This is a genomic window from Bradyrhizobium sp. B120 (genome assembly GCF_049075665.1).
GTDB lineage: Bacteria > Pseudomonadota > Alphaproteobacteria > Rhizobiales > Xanthobacteraceae > Bradyrhizobium.
Genome location: NZ_CP185242.1, coordinates 4,043,819 through 4,063,810, shown reverse-complemented (window position 1 = coordinate 4,063,810; position 19,992 = coordinate 4,043,819). Strand labels below are relative to the sequence as shown.

Here is a 19,992-nt window from a genome sequence, read left to right as displayed (position 1 = left end):
TCGCGGGTTACGCTGCCACCAATCGCGCCCTCTCGCTGGAAGGATCACCATGAACGGCAATCGATATTACGGCGTCCGCGTCGAGGGCGCGAAATACGGCGTGGGGTTCGGCTCGGCGCTGGCGATTGCGATCTCCTACACCAAGAACCATTCGATCCTGTGGGCGATCATCCACGGTATCCTGGGCTGGCTCTACGTCATCTACGCTGCGCTGTTCGGTTGATGCGGACGACATGACCGTCATCTCGATCCAGTCACAGGTCGCCTGGGGCCATGTCGGTAACAGCGCGGCCACCTTTCCGATCCAGCTGCACGGCATCGACGTCGTCGCCGTGCCGACCACGCTGCTGAGCAACCGGCCCGGCTATCCGACCATCCGCGGACGGGTGCTCGACGTGCAGCTGGTCGCCGACCTCTTGCGCGGCATCGAGGAGCGCGGCGCGGTCGAAAGCGCCCGGATGATCCTGTCGGGCTATCTCGGCTCGGCCGACATCGCGATTGATATCGCCGACTTCGTCACCCGTGCGAAAGCGGAGAACCCGGCCCTGCTCTATTGCTGCGATCCCGTGCTCGGCGACCGTGATCGCGGCATGTTCGTGCGATCGGACATCCCGCCGCTGGTGCGCGACCAGCTCTGTCCGCTGGCCGACATCATCACGCCCAACCATTTCGAGTTTGAATTCCTCTGCGGCGCGCGCGTGACGACGACCGATGGCGTCATCGCGCAGGCTCGCGCGCTGATGGCGCGGGGGCCTGCAACCATCGTCATCACCAGCGCCGAGCTTGCCGGCACGCCCCACAATGAGATCGAGACGCTGGCGATCGAGCGCACGGGAGCGTGGCGCGTGCGCACCCCGCGCGTGCCGATCAGCCCGTCCGGCACCGGCGACCTGTTCGCCGCGCTGTTCGTCGCCGCCCGCGTGCGTGGCCTGGCGACGCCGGAGGCGCTCAGCCACGCCGCGTCAGGCATCCACGGCGTGCTGGTGCGCACAGCGCAGAGAGGAACCGAGGAAATGCGCATTGTCGAAAGCGCCGAGCTGATGCTTGATCCGCAGCCGCGCTTCGCGCCGTTTGCCATCCCTGCATCCTGACATTCGGAACCCGTTTCATGATCGACATCACCACCCTCCTCACCTGCGCCGCCGTCGTGCTCGGCCTGTTCCTGATCCCGGGGCCGGCCGTGCTGCTGGTGCTCGCGCGTTCGGTCACCGGCGGGCCGCGAGTCGGCGTCGCGACCGGGTTCGGCATCGCGCTCGGCGACCTCGTCCACACCGCGATGGCGACATTCGGCCTGTCGGCCGTGCTGATGACCTCGGCGCTCGCGTTCTCGATCGTCAAATATGCCGGAGTGATCTACCTGATCGTGCTCGGCGCCCGCGCCCTGTTCGAGAAGAATGACGACCTGCATTTGCCGGCGGCGCAGCCCGTCGATCCCAGGCGCGCATTCCGGCAGGCGATTTGGGCGGAGATGCTCAACCCGAAGACCGCGCTGTTTTTCCTCGCCTTCCTGCCGCAGTTCGTCCATCCCGGCCACGGCTCCGCTGTGGCGCAGTTCGCGACGCTGGGCCTGATCTTCGTCGCGATGAGCGCGGCCTACACCTCGCTGCTCGCGCTCGCCGCCGGCCAGATCAGCCCATGGATCCGGCGGAATCGCCGCATCGGGCAGTGGCAGGGCCGCGTGGTCGGCACGATCTACATCGCGCTCGGCATCCGTCTCGCGTTTCAGGAACGCTGAGCCGCGCGGGATCTCGGAGGGGGCGTGACATGATCGGGGCTCGGCTGAAAACACATCTCACGGCGTTGCTCGTCGGCGGGCTCGCGGCGCTGTTCGCCGCCCCCGTGCTGGCGTTCGATTACGCCCGCTACAAGACCGCCGACCTCGACGAGTTGCTGGCGCAGCCGCGGCCCAAGACCGGTGTCGACCTCAACGGCGCGAAGCCGTACCGGCTCGAGGTCACGCTGGTCTCCTATGAGGAAACCTGTGCAGTGCAGTCGGTCGCGACGACCATGCGGATGCTGGGGTTCACGCCGGATCAGATCGACGGCGTTCAGGCCTCGCGCTGCATCAAGGTGCGCTCGGCGAAGGGTGCGGAGGCGCTCGTCTTCATCCAGGATGTGGTGCGCGCATTCCTGCCGCGCGAAGTGCCGCTCGGCAGCGGCCTGACGCTGTTCGTGATCCATCTGTATACTGGCCAACAGGGGCCCGGGCTGCTGGTCAATGAATTCCAGACCCCCAAGGCCGCTCCCGCCACAGCTGCCAAGGAACCACCTTGCGGATGCGGCACGACGGACTTTCATCCCGGCGTCGACATGACCTCGGACAACGAAGGTGCGCCGGTGACCGCGATGGATGATGGCGTCGTGATCCGGGTCGAGCAGGATGACCAGGCCTCGGTTGATGCTCTCAACATTGGGCACTGCGGGCGTTATGTCGTGGTGAAGCACATCTATCCCAACGGGCACGTCGTCTTCAGCCGCTATGCCCAGCTCGGCCGCATCGTCGGCGCCAACGGCCAGCCGGTTGCGGTCGGCGCCAAGATCAGGAAGCAGGACAAGATCGGCGAGATTGGCCCGCGCAAATTGCTGCATTTCGAGATTCGCCCCGCCGTCATCGGGGCGCTCAAGACGGATGCGGCGTGGCAGGCGCGCTACGGCAGCGACCCGTCGATGGACTGGTCGCGCTACGATCCCGTCAATCCCCAGACCTTCGATACGGACCTGTTCGCCGGCCGCTCGCGCAAACCATGAGGGCAGATGTCTCCGCTCAAGCCGCAAGCCACATATGACGACTTCGCCCGCCTCGACATCCGGATCGGCAAGGTGGTCGAGGTGCAGCCGTTTCCGCGGGCCCGCAATCCCTCCTACAAGGTCGGCGTCGATGTCGGCGCCGGGCGGATCATGTGGTCGAGCGCGCAGATCACGAATTATGAGCCGGCGGCGCTGATCGGCTCGCTGGTCGTCTGCGTCTGCAATCTCGGGCCGAAGAACATCGCCGGTTTCACCTCGGAACTGCTGATCCTCGGCGCCAAGGATGCCGGCGGCCAGGTGATCGTGCTCGGCCCGCGCAGCGAGGTTGCGGTTGGCGAGCCGATCTACTGACGTCGCCTACGATCACGGCCGCGTGATTCAAATCGTCTGGATTCCCCGTAGTTTACCGATGGGGGATCACCCGGATTCTAAGTGCCCGCGTGCGCTGCTATTCCAGCGCACGAGAATCGCTTCGGCATGGGAATCGGAAGATGTCTGCAGTTTTCTTTCACTGCTCCGACGACAAGCACGTCATCCTGGATCGCATCGGCGCCGCGATGGATTTTTCGGAGGTGCGGGTGCATGCGGAGCAGCTCGCGCGCAGCTTTGTCATGACACCGAGTGTGGAAGACTGGCGCAACTGGGCGGTCCACGTCACCGACGATATCGGGACCGAGATCTTCGAGCTGCCGTTCACCGCCATTCTTGGCGAATTCCACTGAGGGCATGCCATGAATTCGATGGAACACGCCCTGCGGCCCTTGCGGCGCCACTTCACCCGCCTCGCTCAGCGCTGCGTCGCGCTGATCGAGGGTGTCATCAACCCCTATCGCCCCGAGCTGTATTACATGCGCGGGCCGGGTCCGAAATGCCGCGCCAGGCGGCAGACCACGCTGCGCGACTAGTCCGAGGGCTTGAGCGACGAGAAAAGGCCGATGGGCGTTACGCCACCGGCCTTCTCCTGCGGCTGCCGGTTCCCGGAGTCCGGTTCCGCCGCAATTCCACCTGGTCCCAAGCTTGCGACGACAGTTTTAATCAAATCTTAACGCCATGGCGGTGAGCTGGATGACAGGACTCCTTCGCCGTGCTGCGCGTCTAGTCGTTCATCGTGTGTGGAGCGTTGCACATCGTTTTTGCGCCGATCGCCCGACGATTGTGCGCGATGCATCTTAGGGAACGCACGACTCAGTGTTACCCTGTGATGCAAACCGAAACGGAGAACTTCGGATGCCGTACTACACCTTCGATCTCGTGGTGGGGGACGAGTTCCGGAATCAAGGAACGATCATCCTCGAAGACATCAGCCTTGCCTCCGATCGCGCCGATCAGCTCGCCAACGAGCTGTCGCAGGTCAAGCCGGAGTTGAAGGCACGCGGCTGCGCCGTGCGCGTCACCGACATCGACCGGCGCGAGCTCTACCGGACGCCGCTCGATCCCGTGCCACACTGGCGCAGGGCGGGCTAGCGCCGGCAGGCTTTGGACTCTGTTGACCGCGCCCATCCGCGCGCGGTCCTGATCTTGCTGCACACAGCGGCTGATGTTGCCGCCTCAGCAAGACCAGTCGGCGCGCGGTCCGATCACTTCTTCATGTTCAACCGGCCAATGAAGTCACGTTTGCCGAGCGGCGCGCCCTTGTGGCGAAGGATGTCGTAGGCCGTGGTCGAGTGGAAGAAGAAGTTCGGCAGCGAGAACGACATCAGGAATCCCTCGGCCGTGAACGGCATCGACCGCTCGCCGAGCTTGAACATCACTTCGCGCCCGAGCAGCGCGTTGACCGCGTCCGGCGTCAGCGCCGACAATTCGCTGTGCGCGTCCGTCACCAGCGCCTGCAGTGCGGCGTAATCCAGATCGGGCTTGCCGGACGGCGGGACGAACACGCCGCTCTTCGCGGCCTCCATCGCGCCGCGGGAATGATGCGCGAGCGAGACCACCTGAAAGCGGAACGGCAACATGTCCGGAAACAACCGGGTCTCGACGATCTCGGCCGGATCGATGCCGTTCGCCTTGAAATGCGCCAGGCTCTTGTCGAGAAAGCCCGAGGTGGCGCCGAGGATCTGCAGATAGTTGGCAACGGTCGCGTCGTAGAGCGAAAAGGTCATGGCGAATTCCCCCAGATAGAAAATTTGTCTGATGCTTGCCGGAACAGAGTTCCCGGAATTTCCAGCGAAGGCAAGCGGCCTTGGGGATTCGCAAACCTTGGGGATTCGCAAGTCGAATGGTCCAGCGCCCAGCGCCGGATCATTCGGTCAGGCATCGCGGGCTCCCCGCGGTCAGCTCTGATGCGGTCCGCGCATCATCTTCATGGCGTCCTCGATATGGCGCCACTCGCGGGCCTCTTCGGTCTCGCCCTTGCTCTCGCAGGCGACGGCGTTCTGCGCCGCCTCGGCAATCGCCTGCAGGCCGTGCTTCTCCAGCATCTGCCGCGCGATGGTGTGGATCTGCATCTCGGCTATCATGACACTCTCCTCCGCTGTCCGACGCCGCAGGGACAGGCATGACCGCGCGTCCCGCGGACTGACTTCAAAACGGCCGAACGTCGTGTCTGGTTCCAGCATCCCGGCCGGCGCGACGGAATCAATGGTTCCCCCGCGCCGCGTCGGCGGATACAGAGAGGCGGACCCCGCTCCCTCCCGAGTTGCCGGACCATGGCGCAGAACATCTATGAAGATCCTGGCTTCTTCGCCGGCTACAGCCAGCTGCCGCGGCAGGTCCGCGGACTGCTCGGGGCGCCCGAATGGCCAGCGATCCGCGCCATGCTGCCCAACATCACCGGCAAGCGTGTGGTCGATCTCGGCTGCGGCTTCGGCTGGGTGTCGCGCTGGATGCGCGAGCAAGGCGCCTCGGGCGTGCTCGGCGTCGACCTCTCGCAGAACATGATCGCACGCGCCACGGCGATGACGCAGGATCCGGCCATCGCCTATGAGATCGCCGACCTCGAAACGCTGGAGCTGCCGAAGGCGACGTTCGACCTCGCCTACAGCGCCCTCACCTTCCACTACATCAGGGACTTCGATCGCCTGGCGCGCATGCTGTACCGCACGCTCGTCCCGGACGGGCATCTGGTCTTCACCATCGAGCATCCGATCTACATGGCGGCCACCCATCCCGGCTGGGGACAGGACCAGGTCGGCCGCAAGACCTGGCCGGTCAACCGCTACTTCATCGAAGGCGAACGCCGGACCGACTGGTATGTGAAAGGCGTGCTGAAATATCACCGCACCATCGGCACCACGCTCAATGCGTTGATCGGCGCCGGCTTCACGCTTCGCCATGTCGAGGAATTCTCCCCGACGCGGGAGCAGATCAAGGCTATGCCCGAACTGGCCGATGAACTGGAGCGACCGATGATGATGCTGGTGTCAGCGCAGCGCTAGCACTAAGCCGCGAGCAGCTTGTCGAATTCCTCGGGCGGGTATGATTTTCCGTCCTTGTCGGTGATCACCACCTGCCATCCCTCGCTCGCCCAGACCTTGGCCTTGGCAATGATGATGAAGGTGCTCTCCCGCTCGATCCTGACCGTTTCGTTCTCGCGTTCTGCGATCATCTTGTAGGCCAATGCTTGTCCCTCGCCGACATCATCCATTCGGCGGTGTGTTGGCAGCGGCGTTGGGCCGCAATTCGCCGGGAGCATGACAATTTGGTGGAAGCACAGGCGCCGGATGCGGCCGAGCGCAACGTGCGGTCGCGGCTAGCTCAACTTACCCATCAAGGTCGGCATATCCAGCATGTGGTCTTGCCGCAGACGGCTCAGGCCCACCCTGTGAACGCACTCAGCGCACATGCCTCAAAGAAAAACCCCGCCTCGGTGGGACGCCAAGGCGGGGAAGGTTCATTGGGTTGAAATCCACGCGCCTGGAAAAGCAGAGCGCGGGAAGTAGCGGCGACAATTCTATTTGCGGCTAGCTTTCGGACAACAGGATTAAAGCGCGCGCAACGCCGGGACTTTTTCCCGATCCGTCCGGCAAAAAATCCCGAACCTCGCTTACGACGCCGCTCACTGCACCACGTCGAGCCGGACATTCGCGACGCCCTTGCCGATCATGCCGAGCGACTGTGCGGCAGAATACGAGACGTCGACGATGCGCCCGGGAACGTAGGGTCCGCGGTCGTTGACGCGCACGGTGACCGAGCGGCCGGTCTTGACGTCGGTCACGCGCAGCCTGGTGCCGAACGGCAAGGTCGGATGCGCGGCGGTCAACTCGTGTGCGTTGAACTTCTCGCCGCTCGCGGTCTCCTGCCCTTCGCTGTAGAAGCTCGCGACGCCCTGCGACGCGATCCTGGTCTCGCCGCCCTTGCGTGAGGCGTACGGCGAGTGCTTGCGCGCGGTTGCGACATGTGTGCGCGTCGCCGATGACGCAGCCCGGGTCGGCTCGAGCGATGCTGGCCGACTCGCGAGCGCTTGCGAGCGCTGGCTGACGACGGAGGACTGCGCACAGGCCGCAAGCGACGCGGCGCCGATCACGATGGCGCAGAGCCGCAGCGGCTTTCGCGCACGAGCCCATGCAATTACGGGCGCTACACCGCGCGCGCTGCGTTTGACGTCGACGTACGAAATGACTGCATCGTCGCGTGACATGTTGCATCCCCAACTCGCGCCCCAGCCCAAGCCGAAAATCCAACACCCGCATGGCCGAATCCAATCGGGGCGGAACGGTGGCGGAGCGCGGTCGGACGCGCCGCAGGCGAGCCGATTTCCCCTCGGGTGTGGTGGATGCGCCACACAACCAGGGAGATTCAGCCGGAAACGCGATCACGGAGCTTCCCCGTGCGCCTGGGCGGGCGCCTGCCCCCGGCTCCCAGCATCGGTTCCCGAAACTCCCCAACCTCTCCACCCTCTCGCCTTGCTTTGGTCAAACCGGACTGGAGTCGTGGGGTCAGGGCCAGGGGTCGATACAGAGCTCAAATTGCCGGCCGCCCATTTGCGGTTGACCTTGGACTGAAACGGGGACCGCCATGCAATCGACACTGAAAGACGCAGATCCGCACGATATTTTCGCGATCGAACCTAGCTTCACTGCAACCCGCCCGGACAATGCCGCCGCCGCGCCGGCACCCGCCGCCAAGGGAGCGGCGGGGCAACGCGAGCCTTGGTTCGGCCCGAGCCTCGCCCCCTCTTCCACGCCACAGGTCGCGCCCGCCGCTACGGTCGTCTCGGTGCCACCGGTGACGCCGATACCAGTGACGGCGCCGCCGGCCGCGCCGGAGTACGGCGCCGCAAGCCATGACGGCAGGCTGGACGACATCAGGCTGGAGCGTGTGCCACGTCCGACCAACAAATGGGCGATCCGCGCCTTCTGGTTCGTGTTCGCGATCGTCGGCGCCATGGGCACCGCGGCGTGGCAACACTACGGGCACCGCGTCAAGCAGGTGGTGGCGGAGTACGTGCCCCAGGTCGAGGCCCTGACGTCGCTGCTGCCAGGCAAGGCCGCTCCCGCTGCCGACCAGGCCAGCCCGCCCGCGCAGGCGGCTGCCGCCGATCAGCCGGCTGAGGCTGCTCCGGCGGCTGCCCCACAGGACGTCGCGACCGCCGCGCCCGCTCCGGCCGCCGCAGTGGCGCCGGTCGCTCCCGCTACCCCGGCAGCGCCGGCTGCCGCCGCGGCCGCGCCTGACCAAACGCAATTGCTGCAGTCGATGGCGCGCGATCTCGCGTCGATGGGACAGCAGATCGAGCAGCTCAAGACCAGTATCGATCAGCTGAAGGCGGGCCAGGATCAGTTGACGCAACGGGTCGCAAGGACGACCGAGACCAGGGCCGTCGAACCGCGGCCGGTCGCGCCGCGCCCGCGCGCCGCGATCACGCCGCCGCCTGCGGCGCCACGCACAGCTGTTGCTTCACCGCCAGTGCGCCGATCGTACCCGCCGACCCAGGCCTACCCGCCGGCACAGGCCTACATCCCGCCGCCACCGGCCGCATCAGCGGCCCCGCTGCCGGCGCCCGTTGCGGCCGCACCGCAGACGGTAGCACCGCGGCCGGTTCAGCCGCAGCAGTCCTCTGTTGTCGAAGCCGATGATAACGGCCCCGTGGTTCGGCCGCCGATGCCGCTGCGCTGACGGTCTGCCAACGCAAGCGGGCAAACGAAAGGGCACCGATCACGCTGACGCGATCGGTGCCCTTTTTGTGTCTCAACAGCGAATTACGCGCTCTGTCCCGGGGGCAGCACGACCACGGTCGCGCCGGGCTTGACGTGCTGGTAGAGATCGATCACGTCAGCGTTGTTCATGCGGATGCAGCCCGACGAGATCGCTTGCCCGATATATTCGGGCTGGTTGGTGCCGTGGATGCGGTAGAGCGTGTCCTTGTTGCCTTGGTAGAGGTAGATGCCCCGGGCACCGAGCGGATTGGCCGGTCCGCCGGCGACACGCGCCGGATACGGCCCGAGCCGCTCCTGGATGTCCTTGGTCGGAACCCAATCGGGCCACTCCGCCAGACGGCCGACGGTGGCCACACCGGAGAAGGCCATGGCCTCCTCGCCGACGGCGACGCCGTAGCGGATCGCCTTGCCGCCGGGCAGCACGTAATAGAGGTAGCGCGCGTCGGTATCGACCAGGATCGAGCCCGGCTGCTCCTTCCGCGTGTAATCGACAATGTGGCGCTGGAACTGATCCGGAATCTTGGCGTCCGCATAGGGCGGATGCGCCAGCAATTGCCGATCGCGCGGCGTCATCGCGGCATCCGTCACCGGCGACAACGTCGCCTGCATGCAGCCGCCAAGTGCGAGCGAACCCATCAGCACCGCGGCAAGCCCCAACTTCGACACGATCATTCTCCCCTGCGTCAAGTTGTGGCACTTGCTGCCGAAATCGTGCTGAAATCGTGGCAGCGCAGATTGGAACACGGCTGTTTGATCGGTTCCTTCGGCAAGTGTGTCCTTCCGGTTGCAGTCGGTTCCCGCGGACGCTAGCCTCGCGGCAAAATATCCAAAACATCGGGAGGAATTCGATGCGTTACGCTCTGCTGATCGGCGGCCTGATTGTCGCGGCAACACCGGCCCACGCCGATCCGCGTGCGGCCTATGTCACCATGGTGCTGCAGGCCTTCGCCGCCAAGGTCGAGTGCCCCGGCACCGATCTCGTCTATCAGGACCTCGTGCAGCGCGCGCAGGACATGCACCTGCCCGACGGCACCACCGAGCAGGTGCGCAAGGCGATCGCCTTCATGCATACCGGCGGCAAGATGGGCGAGAAGCAGGCCGACGACCTGATGACCGAAGTCGCGATCGCGACCCAGACCACCGACCTCGACCAGCGCCGCGCCGGCAGCATGACGACCTGGTGCCAGGACCAGAAGACGCGGCTGGCGGGCTACATCAGGACCAAGTAGTAAACTTCGATCTCAATCGAACTCCGGCGGCGCGAACCAGTTGGTCAGCGACAGGCCGCCGTCGACCACGATCGATGCGCCGGTGACGTAGCTGGAGAGTCTGTGCGACAGCACCGCGAGCGCCATCGGTGCGAGATCGTCCGCCTGGCCAAGCCGCCCGAGCGGAATGTGCTTGGCCAGCGCGGGATCGGCGACGAAGCCGCCGGCCGCGATCGCACCGGGCACCAGCGCATTGACGCGGATGCCGTAGCGGCCCCAGCTCTTGGCCAGCTCCTTCACCAGCATTGCCATGCCGGCCTTCGCCGTCGAGTAATGCGGCAGATTGCGCGGCGTGCCCGCGTGCAGCGAGGTGAGCAGCAGGAACGAGCCAGGCCGCTTCGCCGCGATCAGCTTGCGCGCCAGTTCGCGTGACAGATGAAAGCCGGCATCGAGATTGACCGCGTGCATCTGCCGCCAGGTCTCTTCATCGACCGCCATCGCGTGATCGGCCTCGCGGCGCGGCGGCGAAGCGCTGTGGACGAAATGCGTCACCTGCCCGACCGTGGCTTGCGCATGTGCCAGCAGGGCGTCGCACGCCGCACGTTGCGCGAGATCGCCGACCCAGTGCACGGCAAGCTCTGGACGCGGAGCGGCCTTGATGGCGGCCATGACCCTGTCCTCGTGCAGATCGGCGAACACCGTGCGCACACCTTCGCCGACCAGGGCCTGCGCGATGGCGCGGCCGATGCCGTTGCCGGCGCCGGTCACCAAGGCGGCCTCGCGCGCGGGATCGAAGGGCGATGTGAAGAGGCTCATGATGCCGATCTCCGAGGACGTGCAGCCCGGTGCTCAGTATGGCGGCGCCTTGCGCGCCCGCTGTGCCTTGGCAGCTTCGATCCACCAAATGAAGTCGTCGGCAAAGCGTGGAAAGGCGCGTTCGAGCGACTTGCCGCCCTCGCCGATCGGCTTGCCTTCGGCGGACAGGGTTTGCGCGATCGGGCCTGCGCTGATCGTGCTCGACACCACCACCATGCCCATCTCCGACAGCGTGCCGTGCCAGGCGGTCGCGGCGCGCGCACCGGCGAATCGCCCGGCCGAGTAGCTCGCGATCGCCGCCGGACGCCAGAACCATTCCTCGAGGAAATGATCGGTCAGGTTCTTCAGCCCGGGCTGCATGCCCCAATTGTATTCGCCGGTGACGAACAGGAAGCCGTCGGCGTCGCGGATCTTTCCGGCGAGCGTTTCGAGCACGGCCGGCGCCTGGCCCTTGGGATGTTCCTTGTACATCCGGTCGAGCATTGGCAGGCCGACCTCCTTGGCGTCGATCAGTTCGACATCGTTGCCGCGCGCACGCAGGCCGTCGACGACGAAGTGCGCCAGGCGGATGCCCATGCGATCCGAACGATAGGAGCCGTAGAGAACGAGAATGCGGTGGGTCATGATGGCGATCCTACCACGGCGCTGCGACAGCCGTCCTGCGGCCGGCGCGCAGATATTAACGGGCATTCCGGGGCGTTTTCCCGGCATTAAGCAATTCGTCGCAGGTCGCCCGCCGCGGCCAAAAATCGCCAGATTTGTTTTCTGGATATGCATTCGCTTCGAGAAGGAGAACCCGACATGCGGATCGCAAAGCTGGTCTTCGCAGGCTCGCTCGCGGCCATCGCTGCCATTGCCACGCCAGCGCTGGCGAAGAGTGCCGAGCGGCAGAAGGCCGACGAAAAAGCCGCCACCACAACCAATTCGACCGGCTGTCAGGCCTACCAGCAGGCCGCCGACGGCACCTGGAACCAGCTTCCCTGCGGCGAGGCCGGCACCGGCGGCGCGACCCAGCACCGCGCCGCGACCAAGGGCGCTGACGACGACGAGCGCTGACCGTCACCCCGTGCCGCCACACGCTGCCGAGCGACCCGGCGCGCTCGACTTTCGGACAATGCGGACTGGGCGGGACCGCCACACATCCGGTGTCGTCCTGGCGAAAGCCAGAACCCATAACCACCGAAGGTGATTGTTGCACGACGCCGGGGCCACAGCCCTCTCTAACAACACGACCCTGTGGTTATGGGTCCCTGCTTCCGCAGGGACGACGATCGGGGATGTACGCCGTGCCACACGCGGCTCCCGCATCATAAACCCAAGCTTAATGCGCACCCGGTACGGTTGAGGCCTTCCCTCTTTCGTCAAGAAATGGCGCGCATCCCATGAAAATCGGTACTCTCCTGACGGCCGCGATCGTCTCGTTGTCCGCGGTCGGCGGTGGCCTGGCGGCCTATGTCGCGGCCACCAAGTACCAGACCATGGACAAGGTTTCGACCGCGCAGAGCCGGCTCGAGATCGTCCGCGCCGTCGGCGATATCCCGCGCTACATGAACCCCGAGCGTGGCTACGCCACCAACCTGCTGCTCGCAGGCGGCACGATCGATCCGAAGCAGATCGCCGAACTCGACCGCCAGCGTCAGTTGACCGACGGCGCGCTGGCCAAGGTCAACCAGGTGCGCGCCACCTTGCCGGGATCGCTCGACGATGGCGAGGCCATCGCGCGCGAGATCGACGCGCTGAAGCTGAAGTTTGGCGGGCTGCGCGACGCTATCGCGACCGCAATCGCAGGGCCAGCCGATGCCCGCCGTGCGGCCGCCGGCAAGATCGTCGCCGACAATTCCGTGTTCAACGCCGGTGTCACCACGCTGCTCGACGAGCAGGTGCGCCGCCTCGCCGGCCTGGACGGCAATGCCTATCGCCAGGCCAGCTACGCCAACGTTGCCTGGATGCTGCGCGACACCGGCGGCCTCAATGCCAGCCTGCACAAGGCGCTGGTCGGCGCCAAGCGCGTCGCGACCGATCAGGAGAAGCTGGAACTGTATCGCTCGACCGGCCGCACCGAGCAGATCCTCTCGACCTTGCAGGAATTGCGCAACAATCCGGCAACGCCCGCCAACGTCATGACGGCGCTCGGCAAGATGCAGGCCGACTATGTCGAGCGCTTCGGCAAGGCGCTGAAGCTTGCCAAGGAAGGCGCCGTGTCCGGCAAGTATGAGGTGGATCTCGACACCTACTATCCGGAATCGCAGATCGGCCTCGCCGCTATCATCACCGTACGCGAGGCATTCTACGAGAATGCCGAGCAGGTGCTTGCGAGCGCCTATTCGTCGGCGCGCTTCAGCTTCGTGATCGCACTGACCGGGCTGCTCGCGGTCATTGCCGTCAGCGCCGGCCTCATCGTCGTGGTCCGCCGCCGCATCCTCAACCCGATCGCCGCCCTCACCGGCCGGATGTCTCGCCTCGCCGCGGGCGACGTCGCCGAGGCGATCCCTGGTGCCGCGCGCAACGACGAGATCGGCGCGATGGCCGCCGCCGTGCAGGTGTTCAAGGACAACAGGATCGAGGCCGATCGCCTCGCGTCCGAGAAGGAAGCCGAGAACGACGTCAAGATGCGCCGCGCCCGCGCGCTCGACGATCTGACCCGCGCCTTCGAAGCCAAGGTCACCGAACTGGTCGGCGGATTGTCCGCGGCGTCATCGGTGATGGAGGACACCGCGCAATCGATGTCGGCCACCGCCTCCGCCACCAACCGTCAGGCCGCGGTCGTCGCCGCGGCGTCCGATCAGACCTCGACCAATGTGCAGACGGTGGCGAGCGCGACCGAGGAACTGACCTCCTCGATCTCGGAGATCGCCCGCCAGGTCGCGACCTCGACCGAGATCGCCGCGCGCGCTGTCGACCATGCAAGGCGCACCGGCGACACCGCGCGCTCGCTGGCCGAGGGCGCCCAGAAGATCGGCGACGTCGTGACGCTGATCCAGAGCATCGCGGCGCAGACAAACCTGCTCGCGCTCAACGCAACCATCGAGGCGGCCCGCGCCGGCGAGGCTGGCCGCGGCTTTGCCGTCGTCGCTTCGGAAGTGAAGTCGCTCGCCGGCCAGACCGCGAAGGCCACCACGGAGATTTCCGAGCAGATCACCGCGATCCAGACCGCAAGCGACGAGACCGTGACGGCGATCCGGAGCGTCGTCGACGTCATCACCGAGATCGACCAGATCGGCACTGCGATTGCCGCCGCGATCGAAGAACAGGGCTCGGCGACCAAGGAGATCTCGCGCAGCGTTCAGGAAGCCGCGCGCGGCACCCAGGAGGTCAATTCCAACATCTCCGGCGTGCAGCGCGCCGCCGACGACACCGGCGCGGCGGCAACCCAGGTGTTGGGCGCGGCCGAGCAGCTCTCGACGCAGTCCAAGGACCTCGCCGGCCAGGTCAACCGCTTCCTCTCCGACGTGCGCGCGGCGTAAGCGACGGGCACGCCGCGATCACCGAGCGACAGAGCTCTGTCCGCGTCATTGCGAGGAGCGACAGCGACGAAGCAATCCACGCCCCCAGTTGCGGCGCGATGGATTGCTTCGCTTGCGCTCGCAATGACGGTACTGGTTGAGGCTCGTCGGCCCTCTAACCGCCCCGCAGGCCGAGCACGCGGCGGGCGATCGCCTGGCGATGGACCTCGCTCGGGCCTTCGTAGACCCGCATCAGGCGGGCCTTCTGCCAGAGCGCGTTCAGCGGCAACTCCAGCGTCACGCCGAGTGCGCCGAGGGTCTGCATGGCGTGGTCGCAGGCGTCATAGGCCATCTCGGTTGCAAACACCTTGATCATCGAGGCCTCATGGCGGATGTCCTCGCCACGATCGGTCTTGTCGGCGGCCTCGCGCACCATCAGCCGGCAGGCATGCATGCGCGTGGAGATGTCGGCGATCCACCACTGGATCGCCTGGCGCTCGGCGAGCTTCACGCCGAACGTCTCGCGCTGCTTGGCGTGCTCGCACATCATGTCGAGCGCGCGCTTGGTGATGCCGACGCAGGTCGATCCCATCTCGAGCCGCCGCGTGCGCAGCCGCAGCTGCATCGGCGCGTAGCCCTTGCCGACCTCGCCCAGCACCGAGTCCTTCGGGATGCGGCAGTCCTCGAACACGATCTCATAGGTCGAGCCGCCGCCGACCATCGGGATCTCACGCTCGATGATGAAGCCCGCCGTGCCCTTCTCGACGATGAAGGAGGTGATGCCGCCCTGGCGCTGGTCGTTGCCGACGCGCGCCATCACGATGATGAAGTCGGCGGCGCGCGCATTGCTGATCCAGATCTTGCGGCCGTTCAGCACCCACTGCTCGCCATCGAGCACCGCGCGCGTCTTCATGCCCGCGGGATCGCCGCCGGCGCCGGGCTCGGAGATCGCGATCGCCGACGTCATCCGGCCCTCGATATAGGGCTGCAGATATTTCTTCTTCTGCGCCTCGGTGCCGACCGCCTGCAGCATGCGCAGGTTCGGCGAGTCCGGCGGCAGCACGAACGGCACGCAGCTGCGGCCGAGCTCTTCATGCACCGCGGCCATCGTGCGCGTCGGCAGATCGTGGCCGCCGAGATCCTCGGGCGCATCGAGGCCCCAGAGGCCAAGTTCCTTCGAGACATCGCGCAGCCGCTTGCGCTGCTCGGAGGTGAGCTCGGGATGATCGCTGCCGGGTAGTTTCGATTTCAGATATTGCGGCTCGAGCGGGATGAGTTCGCGATCGACGAATCTCGCGACGGTCTCGCGGATCATGGCTGTCTGTTCATCATCGCTCATCTGGGATTCCTCGCCTGTGCTGTTTCGCTTCACAAAACCAGTAGCGCATTTTTTGTCGGCACAAATAGCGGAAACGCGCGCGCACGCTCACTGTCGCGCGAGGGTTTCATGGTGCGGAATTCAATATCCCGCGGCGCGGTCAGCGCGTGCGCAATTGCGCCGGACGCTCGGGCGCATCGAGCAATCGATACGCAGCACAAGGTGATTGGCTGCAAGCAAGCGATCGACGATCAGTGCTCAGATCGCCGACGCTGCCACACCTCCGCACTGGTCGCGGCCTGCCTAGTCGGCAAAGCCGACATAGCGGACAAAATCGCTGTTCGACTCGCGGTCCGACCGCACCGCGTTGGCGGCAAAACTGTCGTCGGGATAACCCATCGCGACGCAGGTCATGATGACCTGGTCTTCCGGGATATTGGCGACCTCGCGTACGATGTCGGAGCGCATGATGCCCTGGCCGTTGATCACGCTGCCGAGGCCGCGATCCCAGGCTGCCAGCACGATGCCGTAGCAGAGCGCGCCGAGGTCGAAATGGCAGACCGCGCCGGGATCAAGGATCCGGTCATAGGCCAGCACCAGCGAGACCGGGGCGTCGAACTGACGGAAGCCGCGCAGCACCCAATCCTGCCGCATCGGCTTGTCGTCGCGGGCAATGCCCATGGCGCCGAACAGCTTCTTGGCGATGTCGACCTGACGGCCGCGGTGCACGCCCTGGTACTCACCATGGCTGATGATGTCGCGCTTGGCCTTGGCGCCGGCGATCATCTCCTCCATGTTGCGGCGGCGCACTTCCTCTAGCGGCGCCCCGGTCAGGACATGGACGTGCCAGGGCTGGGTGTTCATCGAGGACGGCGCGCGCTTGGCCACCTCGATGATCTCCTCGACGGTCGCCCGGGACACCGGCTGCTTCTTGAACCCGCGCACGCTTTTGCGTGTCTGTACCAGCGTCTCGAATTCCATTCCGCGTTTCCCCCATTTTGTTCCGCGCTGCACACGGAATTTTCTCGCAGCTATCCGGGTATTTTATAGACAAATTCGGCTGTGGGAACTTGATCGGGCCAAGAATCCGATATCCAATCCGGCCACTGGTTTGGTTTAGGGAGAACCCAGATGAAGCGGATTTTCTTGGCGGCCGTGATCGCGACCCTCGCCGCCGGTTCGGCATTTGCACAGGACGTCTCCTGCGAGACGAAGGCCGTCGGCAAGGACGGCAAGCCGCTGGCCGGCGCGGCCAAGACCTCGTTCATGAAGAAGTGCACGATGGACACCTGCGAGACCAAGGCGGTGGGCTCCGACGGCAAGAAGCTCGCCGGCGCGGCCAAGAACTCGTTCATGAAGAAGTGCCAGAGCGGCGCCTGAGCCCCTCGCCGGCGCTAATTTAGCCCCCTCAATCGGGACAGACTTCATCGGGACTCAATCGGGTCGCGCAGGGCGCGGCCCGAACCGCTGTTGATCGGCGCCCTCAGAACGAGACGCCGACCCGGACGCCCTTGCTCCAGACCCGCCGGCAACGCTTCCGGGTGTTGCCGTGAAACATCTCGAAACGCTCGGGCAACTGGACCGGCTTGGAGAATTCCAGGCAGGCCCCGCCGGCGGAATAGTCCACCAGCCGGCATTCGATCAGCGGCGCCTTCGGTTCGAGCAGGAGCTTGACCACGCTGGATACACATCCTGTCGGACGAACACGCGCAAATCGTCGGGGATGCATCAGCCCGCCTCTGGTGGAATCGTACCAATAGATTCCTCGGCGGCCGTTAACATTTCGTTCAGGCGGATTGTTACGATTCGTGTCCGGCGCCAGACGGATCGGCGGGCGCGACGCCAGCACGGCGCGAGGCCGCCAGCGTCTCCGATGGCGCTTCCCCGAACTGCGACCGGTAGCTCCGCGAAAAATCGCTGAGGTGCCAGAACCCGTAGGCCAGCGCACAGGCCTTGACGCTGGGCGCACCGGCGAGCAGTTGCTGGCGGACCAGCCAGAGCCGGCGCAGCCGCAGATAGCGATGCAGGCTGATGCCCCGGTAGCGCTGGATCGCGTCGTGCAGCGTGCGCACCGACACGCCAATCTGCCTGGCGAGTTCGCCGCTGTAGATCGGGTGAGCCACGTCGCCGGCCAGAATGGCGCGCGCGTCGTTGAAGACCTTGAACTGGCGCGTCGTGTTGGCCCGCGTCGCCCACTTGGCCGGCACGATCTCGGCGAACGCGTTATCGATTGCGGCGAGCAGCGTCTCCTTGATCGACGCGCCCGTCGCGAACTCCGCAATCGTGACCTGGTCCGACGTGACGAGCAGAACCTGCCTCACCACCTCGCGCAGCCGATCCTGCGCGCGTTGAGAGATCTCGTGAATGCTGAAATGGAGCCCGGCACTCGGCCAGCCACGGTCGACAATCTCGGGCGTGAACATCATCGAGACATATTGGCGGGGCGTCTCCTCCACGGAAGTATAGAACGCGCCGCCGCCGCCAAGCACGATCACCGCACGATCGCGCTCGACGCCGTTGAACCGCATCGGAACGCCGTCATCCATCGTGAAGCCGACCGCGGTGGTCTGCCGCGCAAGCTGCGCATCGACGATCCGCGGGAACGACTGCGTGTAGTTGAGCTCGCATCCCGGCAAACTCAGGATGACCTGCTCGGCCGAAATCTTCCGCGCAAGTGGCGTGAAATCAACATCCAGATCTCGGATCGAACTCCGGAATGCATCAACATCGTCAAAACGAAAGACTCTCGGCACCAGCAATGGCGCCGTCAAATGACTGCTCCTGTGAAATGGTCTCTAAAATTTGCACGCGGCGCTGCGCACAGCGCGCCGGCCGCATCGATAAATTCCGTGCACAAAATACGAATCGTCCAATGAGCTCAATCAGCAAAAATGCGGTCCGCTCGTCGAACCCGACAATCTGGCAAAACCGCGCTGCTGCCGAATATCGATAGTGTTTGCCGGGATATCCACCGCTGGGATCAACCTCCGCATCAATTTCTATACCCCTATTAAAGATTCGGGGAGCAGATTGACGTTGGGAACGATGCTGTTCCCCGTCGCGGAACATTTTAGGGACCGCAATGACAGCCATTGCCTCGCCTGATCTGATTGCCAAGCTCGACGATGTCTTGAGAGCCGGTTCCGCAGACCTCCGCACGCGCATGCTGCAGGAGGTGGCCGGCCTGTTTCTCAACGACGCTCACCGCCTCAGCGAGCATCAGGTCGGGCTGTTCGACGACATCCTGATCCGTCTGATTGAGAGCGTCGAGCTGCGCACCCTGACCACGCTCAGCCGCTCGCTCGCCGACTTGCACCTGGTGCCGCGGGAGCTCGCCCGTCGCCTCGCTAACCATGACGATGCCGATGTCGCCGCGCCGATCCTGCGAAACTGCGCGTGCATTCCGGACGCTGATCTGATCGACATTGCCTGGATGCGGGCGGAGGGACATCTCTGCGCCATCGCAGGACGCAAGGCGGTCAACCAGGAGCTCACGGACATTCTGCTGATGCGCGGCGACAGCAATGTGCTTCGCGCGCTCGCAAGCAATCCCGGCGCGGACATGACAAGCGCGGGCCTTGCCATGATGGTCGATGCCGCCGAGCGCGACGGGGACATCGCAGCCGCGTTGGTCTCGCGCGAGGATCTGCCTCACCGCGTTCTTGCCGACCTCATCAAGCAATCCACGCCGCGCCAACGGACCCGGCTGCTCAAGCTTGCACGCCCCGAGTTTCGGGACGCGATCCGCGCCGCGATCGATGCGGGCCTCGCTGCGAAACCCGTTCAGGCCGTGTGAGTGTCGTGATGGCGTATGGTGACCGCAGGGCGGAGCGCGTCAAGCTTGAGACGCGCCATCCCGTCAATCTCATGGGGGTCGACGGCACGTGGCGGCGAAGCTGCATCCTGCTCGACGTCTCGCAAAGTGGTGCCCGGCTCGAGGTCGACGGAACGCTTGATGTGCTGAAGGCCCAGGAGTTTTTCCTGGTCTTGTCCTCGCGGGGACTGGCGTTCCGTCGCTGTGAACTGGTGCGTGTCGACGGCACCGAGATCGGCGTGAGATTCATCGAAGAACGTAAGCGAAAGGGACGCGCCGTCATTCCAAAGTGAGACTTGCCGAAATGAGGATTGGCGGCATCCGGCCCGAGGGGGAGTTGACGACATGACCATGCAGAGAGCAACAAGCATCGCGGTATCGGCGATCTCCGCCGCACCATTGCGCGGCACCATCGCAATCGACTGTGCCGGCAGCGTCGCGGCGTTCGAGATCGACGAGGAGCTCGCCCATCGCCTCTGCAGCGATCTCGAGCGGTTCCTGACCCAGGTTCCGCGCCCAACCAGCACGGCGCGGTGACCTCGAGCAGCCGACT

At 65.3% G+C, this 19,992-nt stretch carries 29 protein-coding genes; 17 read left to right on the top strand and 12 right to left on the bottom strand.

The genetic code is table 11. The features are described from left to right. Window positions 1-49 precede the first annotated feature (49 nt). From ACOIX3_RS18470 to ACOIX3_RS18435, 8 genes are all read left to right on the top strand, one after another. Window positions 50-223 carry a hypothetical protein gene (locus ACOIX3_RS18470; protein ID WP_016840760.1) on the top strand — a complete coding sequence of 58 codons (174 nt, stop codon included), beginning with the start codon at window positions 50-52 and terminating at the stop codon, window positions 221-223. A 10-nt stretch (window positions 224-233) separates the two neighbouring features. Beyond that, window positions 234-1,091 (top strand): pyridoxal kinase PdxY, encoded by an 858-nt coding sequence (pdxY, locus tag ACOIX3_RS18465; protein WP_420971263.1) that lies wholly within the window; start codon window positions 234-236, stop codon window positions 1,089-1,091. Between the two features lie 17 nt (window positions 1,092-1,108). Continuing rightward, a complete protein-coding gene (locus tag ACOIX3_RS18460) occupies window positions 1,109-1,735 on the top strand; it encodes a LysE family translocator (protein ID WP_420971262.1) in 627 nt (208 codons plus the stop codon). Between the two features lie 29 nt (window positions 1,736-1,764). Next, complete coding sequence (locus ACOIX3_RS18455) at window positions 1,765-2,748, top strand: M23 family metallopeptidase (protein WP_420971261.1); 984 nt, start codon at window positions 1,765-1,767, stop codon at window positions 2,746-2,748. A 6-nt stretch (window positions 2,749-2,754) separates the two neighbouring features. Further along, the gene (locus ACOIX3_RS18450) at window positions 2,755-3,099 is read left to right on the top strand and encodes a tRNA-binding protein (protein ID WP_420971259.1); all 345 of its coding nucleotides are present in this window, start codon (window positions 2,755-2,757) and stop codon (window positions 3,097-3,099) included. Window positions 3,100-3,239: 140 nt separating this feature from the next. After that, complete coding sequence (locus ACOIX3_RS18445; protein ID WP_420971258.1) at window positions 3,240-3,470, top strand: DUF6894 family protein; 231 nt, start codon at window positions 3,240-3,242, stop codon at window positions 3,468-3,470. A 9-nt stretch (window positions 3,471-3,479) separates the two neighbouring features. After that, on the top strand, window positions 3,480-3,653 hold the full coding sequence (locus ACOIX3_RS18440) for a hypothetical protein (protein WP_420971257.1): 174 nt from the start codon (window positions 3,480-3,482) through the stop codon (window positions 3,651-3,653). A gap of 322 nt (window positions 3,654-3,975) precedes the next feature. After that, entirely contained in the window at window positions 3,976-4,212 is a 237-nt protein-coding gene (locus tag ACOIX3_RS18435) for a hypothetical protein (protein WP_092113629.1), read from the top strand. Window positions 4,213-4,325: 113 nt separating this feature from the next. On the opposite strand, the gene ACOIX3_RS18430 is transcribed toward ACOIX3_RS18435, so the two are convergent. Further along, on the bottom strand, window positions 4,326-4,847 hold the full coding sequence (locus ACOIX3_RS18430; RefSeq protein WP_420971256.1) for a DUF1993 domain-containing protein: 522 nt from the start codon (window positions 4,845-4,847) through the stop codon (window positions 4,326-4,328). Between the two features lie 171 nt (window positions 4,848-5,018). After that, a complete protein-coding gene (locus tag ACOIX3_RS18425; RefSeq protein WP_223967941.1) occupies window positions 5,019-5,204 on the bottom strand; it encodes a hypothetical protein in 186 nt (61 codons plus the stop codon). A 189-nt stretch (window positions 5,205-5,393) separates the two neighbouring features. On the opposite strand from ACOIX3_RS18425, the gene ACOIX3_RS18420 reads away from it, so the two are divergent. Then, window positions 5,394-6,122, top strand: a complete 729-nt coding sequence (locus ACOIX3_RS18420; protein ID WP_420971255.1) for a class I SAM-dependent methyltransferase — start codon at window positions 5,394-5,396, stop codon at window positions 6,120-6,122. A 2-nt stretch (window positions 6,123-6,124) separates the two neighbouring features. Here ACOIX3_RS18420 and ACOIX3_RS18415 read toward each other — a convergent pair whose 3' ends face one another. Both ACOIX3_RS18415 and ACOIX3_RS18410 read right to left on the bottom strand, forming a co-directional pair. Then, a complete protein-coding gene (locus tag ACOIX3_RS18415) occupies window positions 6,125-6,331 on the bottom strand; it encodes a hypothetical protein (RefSeq protein ID WP_050401388.1) in 207 nt (68 codons plus the stop codon). 411 nt (window positions 6,332-6,742) lie between these two features. Continuing rightward, on the bottom strand, window positions 6,743-7,324 hold the full coding sequence (locus tag ACOIX3_RS18410) for a septal ring lytic transglycosylase RlpA family protein (protein ID WP_420971254.1): 582 nt from the start codon (window positions 7,322-7,324) through the stop codon (window positions 6,743-6,745). 377 nt (window positions 7,325-7,701) lie between these two features. Here ACOIX3_RS18410 and ACOIX3_RS18405 point away from each other — a divergent pair, with 377 nt between their 5' ends. Next, on the top strand, window positions 7,702-8,799 hold the full coding sequence (locus tag ACOIX3_RS18405; RefSeq protein WP_420971252.1) for a hypothetical protein: 1,098 nt from the start codon (window positions 7,702-7,704) through the stop codon (window positions 8,797-8,799). Window positions 8,800-8,882: 83 nt separating this feature from the next. Here the strand turns inward: ACOIX3_RS18405 and ACOIX3_RS18400 are convergent, their stop codons facing one another. Then, window positions 8,883-9,512: a L,D-transpeptidase gene (locus ACOIX3_RS18400; protein WP_245452982.1), complete on the bottom strand. Its 630-nt coding sequence runs from the start codon at window positions 9,510-9,512 to the stop codon at window positions 8,883-8,885. Window positions 9,513-9,688: 176 nt separating this feature from the next. On the opposite strand from ACOIX3_RS18400, the gene ACOIX3_RS18395 reads away from it, so the two are divergent. After that, window positions 9,689-10,069, top strand: a complete 381-nt coding sequence (locus tag ACOIX3_RS18395; protein ID WP_076860242.1) for a hypothetical protein — start codon at window positions 9,689-9,691, stop codon at window positions 10,067-10,069. 12 nt (window positions 10,070-10,081) lie between these two features. On the opposite strand, the gene ACOIX3_RS18390 is transcribed toward ACOIX3_RS18395, so the two are convergent. Then, on the bottom strand, window positions 10,082-10,864 hold the full coding sequence (locus tag ACOIX3_RS18390; protein ID WP_420971251.1) for an SDR family NAD(P)-dependent oxidoreductase: 783 nt from the start codon (window positions 10,862-10,864) through the stop codon (window positions 10,082-10,084). Window positions 10,865-10,897: 33 nt separating this feature from the next. Further along, window positions 10,898-11,488, bottom strand: coding sequence for an NADPH-dependent FMN reductase (locus ACOIX3_RS18385; RefSeq protein ID WP_420971250.1), 591 nt, complete (start codon window positions 11,486-11,488; stop codon window positions 10,898-10,900). Between the two features lie 177 nt (window positions 11,489-11,665). On the opposite strand from ACOIX3_RS18385, the gene ACOIX3_RS18380 reads away from it, so the two are divergent. Both ACOIX3_RS18380 and ACOIX3_RS18375 read left to right on the top strand, forming a co-directional pair. Continuing rightward, window positions 11,666-11,920 carry a hypothetical protein gene (locus ACOIX3_RS18380; protein WP_420971248.1) on the top strand — a complete coding sequence of 85 codons (255 nt, stop codon included), beginning with the start codon at window positions 11,666-11,668 and terminating at the stop codon, window positions 11,918-11,920. Between the two features lie 326 nt (window positions 11,921-12,246). After that, window positions 12,247-14,328 carry a methyl-accepting chemotaxis protein gene (locus ACOIX3_RS18375; RefSeq protein ID WP_420971247.1) on the top strand — a complete coding sequence of 694 codons (2,082 nt, stop codon included), beginning with the start codon at window positions 12,247-12,249 and terminating at the stop codon, window positions 14,326-14,328. Window positions 14,329-14,482: 154 nt separating this feature from the next. Here the strand turns inward: ACOIX3_RS18375 and ACOIX3_RS18370 are convergent, their stop codons facing one another. After that, the gene (locus ACOIX3_RS18370) at window positions 14,483-15,646 is read right to left on the bottom strand and encodes an acyl-CoA dehydrogenase family protein (protein ID WP_420971246.1); all 1,164 of its coding nucleotides are present in this window, start codon (window positions 15,644-15,646) and stop codon (window positions 14,483-14,485) included. Window positions 15,647-15,928: 282 nt separating this feature from the next. After that, a complete protein-coding gene (locus ACOIX3_RS18365) occupies window positions 15,929-16,606 on the bottom strand; it encodes a nitroreductase (RefSeq protein WP_420971245.1) in 678 nt (225 codons plus the stop codon). 150 nt (window positions 16,607-16,756) lie between these two features. Between ACOIX3_RS18365 and ACOIX3_RS18360 the strand changes: the two genes are divergently transcribed. After that, a complete protein-coding gene (locus ACOIX3_RS18360; RefSeq protein WP_420971244.1) occupies window positions 16,757-17,005 on the top strand; it encodes a hypothetical protein in 249 nt (82 codons plus the stop codon). A gap of 103 nt (window positions 17,006-17,108) precedes the next feature. Here the strand turns inward: ACOIX3_RS18360 and ACOIX3_RS18355 are convergent, their stop codons facing one another. From ACOIX3_RS18355 to ACOIX3_RS18345, 3 genes are all read right to left on the bottom strand, one after another. After that, entirely contained in the window at window positions 17,109-17,354 is a 246-nt protein-coding gene (locus ACOIX3_RS18355; RefSeq protein WP_420971243.1) for a hypothetical protein, read from the bottom strand. A gap of 70 nt (window positions 17,355-17,424) precedes the next feature. After that, a complete protein-coding gene (locus tag ACOIX3_RS18350; protein ID WP_420971242.1) occupies window positions 17,425-18,171 on the bottom strand; it encodes a helix-turn-helix domain-containing protein in 747 nt (248 codons plus the stop codon). 184 nt (window positions 18,172-18,355) lie between these two features. After that, the gene (locus tag ACOIX3_RS18345) at window positions 18,356-18,718 is read right to left on the bottom strand and encodes a hypothetical protein (protein ID WP_420971240.1); all 363 of its coding nucleotides are present in this window, start codon (window positions 18,716-18,718) and stop codon (window positions 18,356-18,358) included. On the opposite strand from ACOIX3_RS18345, the gene ACOIX3_RS18340 reads away from it, so the two are divergent. Genes ACOIX3_RS18340 through ACOIX3_RS18330 form a run of 3 tightly spaced genes read left to right on the top strand, consistent with a single transcriptional unit; the run spans window position 18,708 to window position 19,976 of the window. Next, window positions 18,708-19,421, top strand: a complete 714-nt coding sequence (locus ACOIX3_RS18340) for a DUF2336 domain-containing protein (protein WP_420971239.1) — start codon at window positions 18,708-18,710, stop codon at window positions 19,419-19,421. The genes ACOIX3_RS18345 and ACOIX3_RS18340 overlap by 11 nt on opposite strands. Window positions 19,422-19,429: 8 nt before the next feature. Continuing rightward, complete coding sequence (locus ACOIX3_RS18335) at window positions 19,430-19,732, top strand: PilZ domain-containing protein (protein ID WP_420971238.1); 303 nt, start codon at window positions 19,430-19,432, stop codon at window positions 19,730-19,732. A 52-nt stretch (window positions 19,733-19,784) separates the two neighbouring features. Then, window positions 19,785-19,976, top strand: coding sequence for a hypothetical protein (locus ACOIX3_RS18330; protein WP_420971237.1), 192 nt, complete (start codon window positions 19,785-19,787; stop codon window positions 19,974-19,976). The last annotated feature ends 16 nt before the right edge of the window (window positions 19,977-19,992 follow it).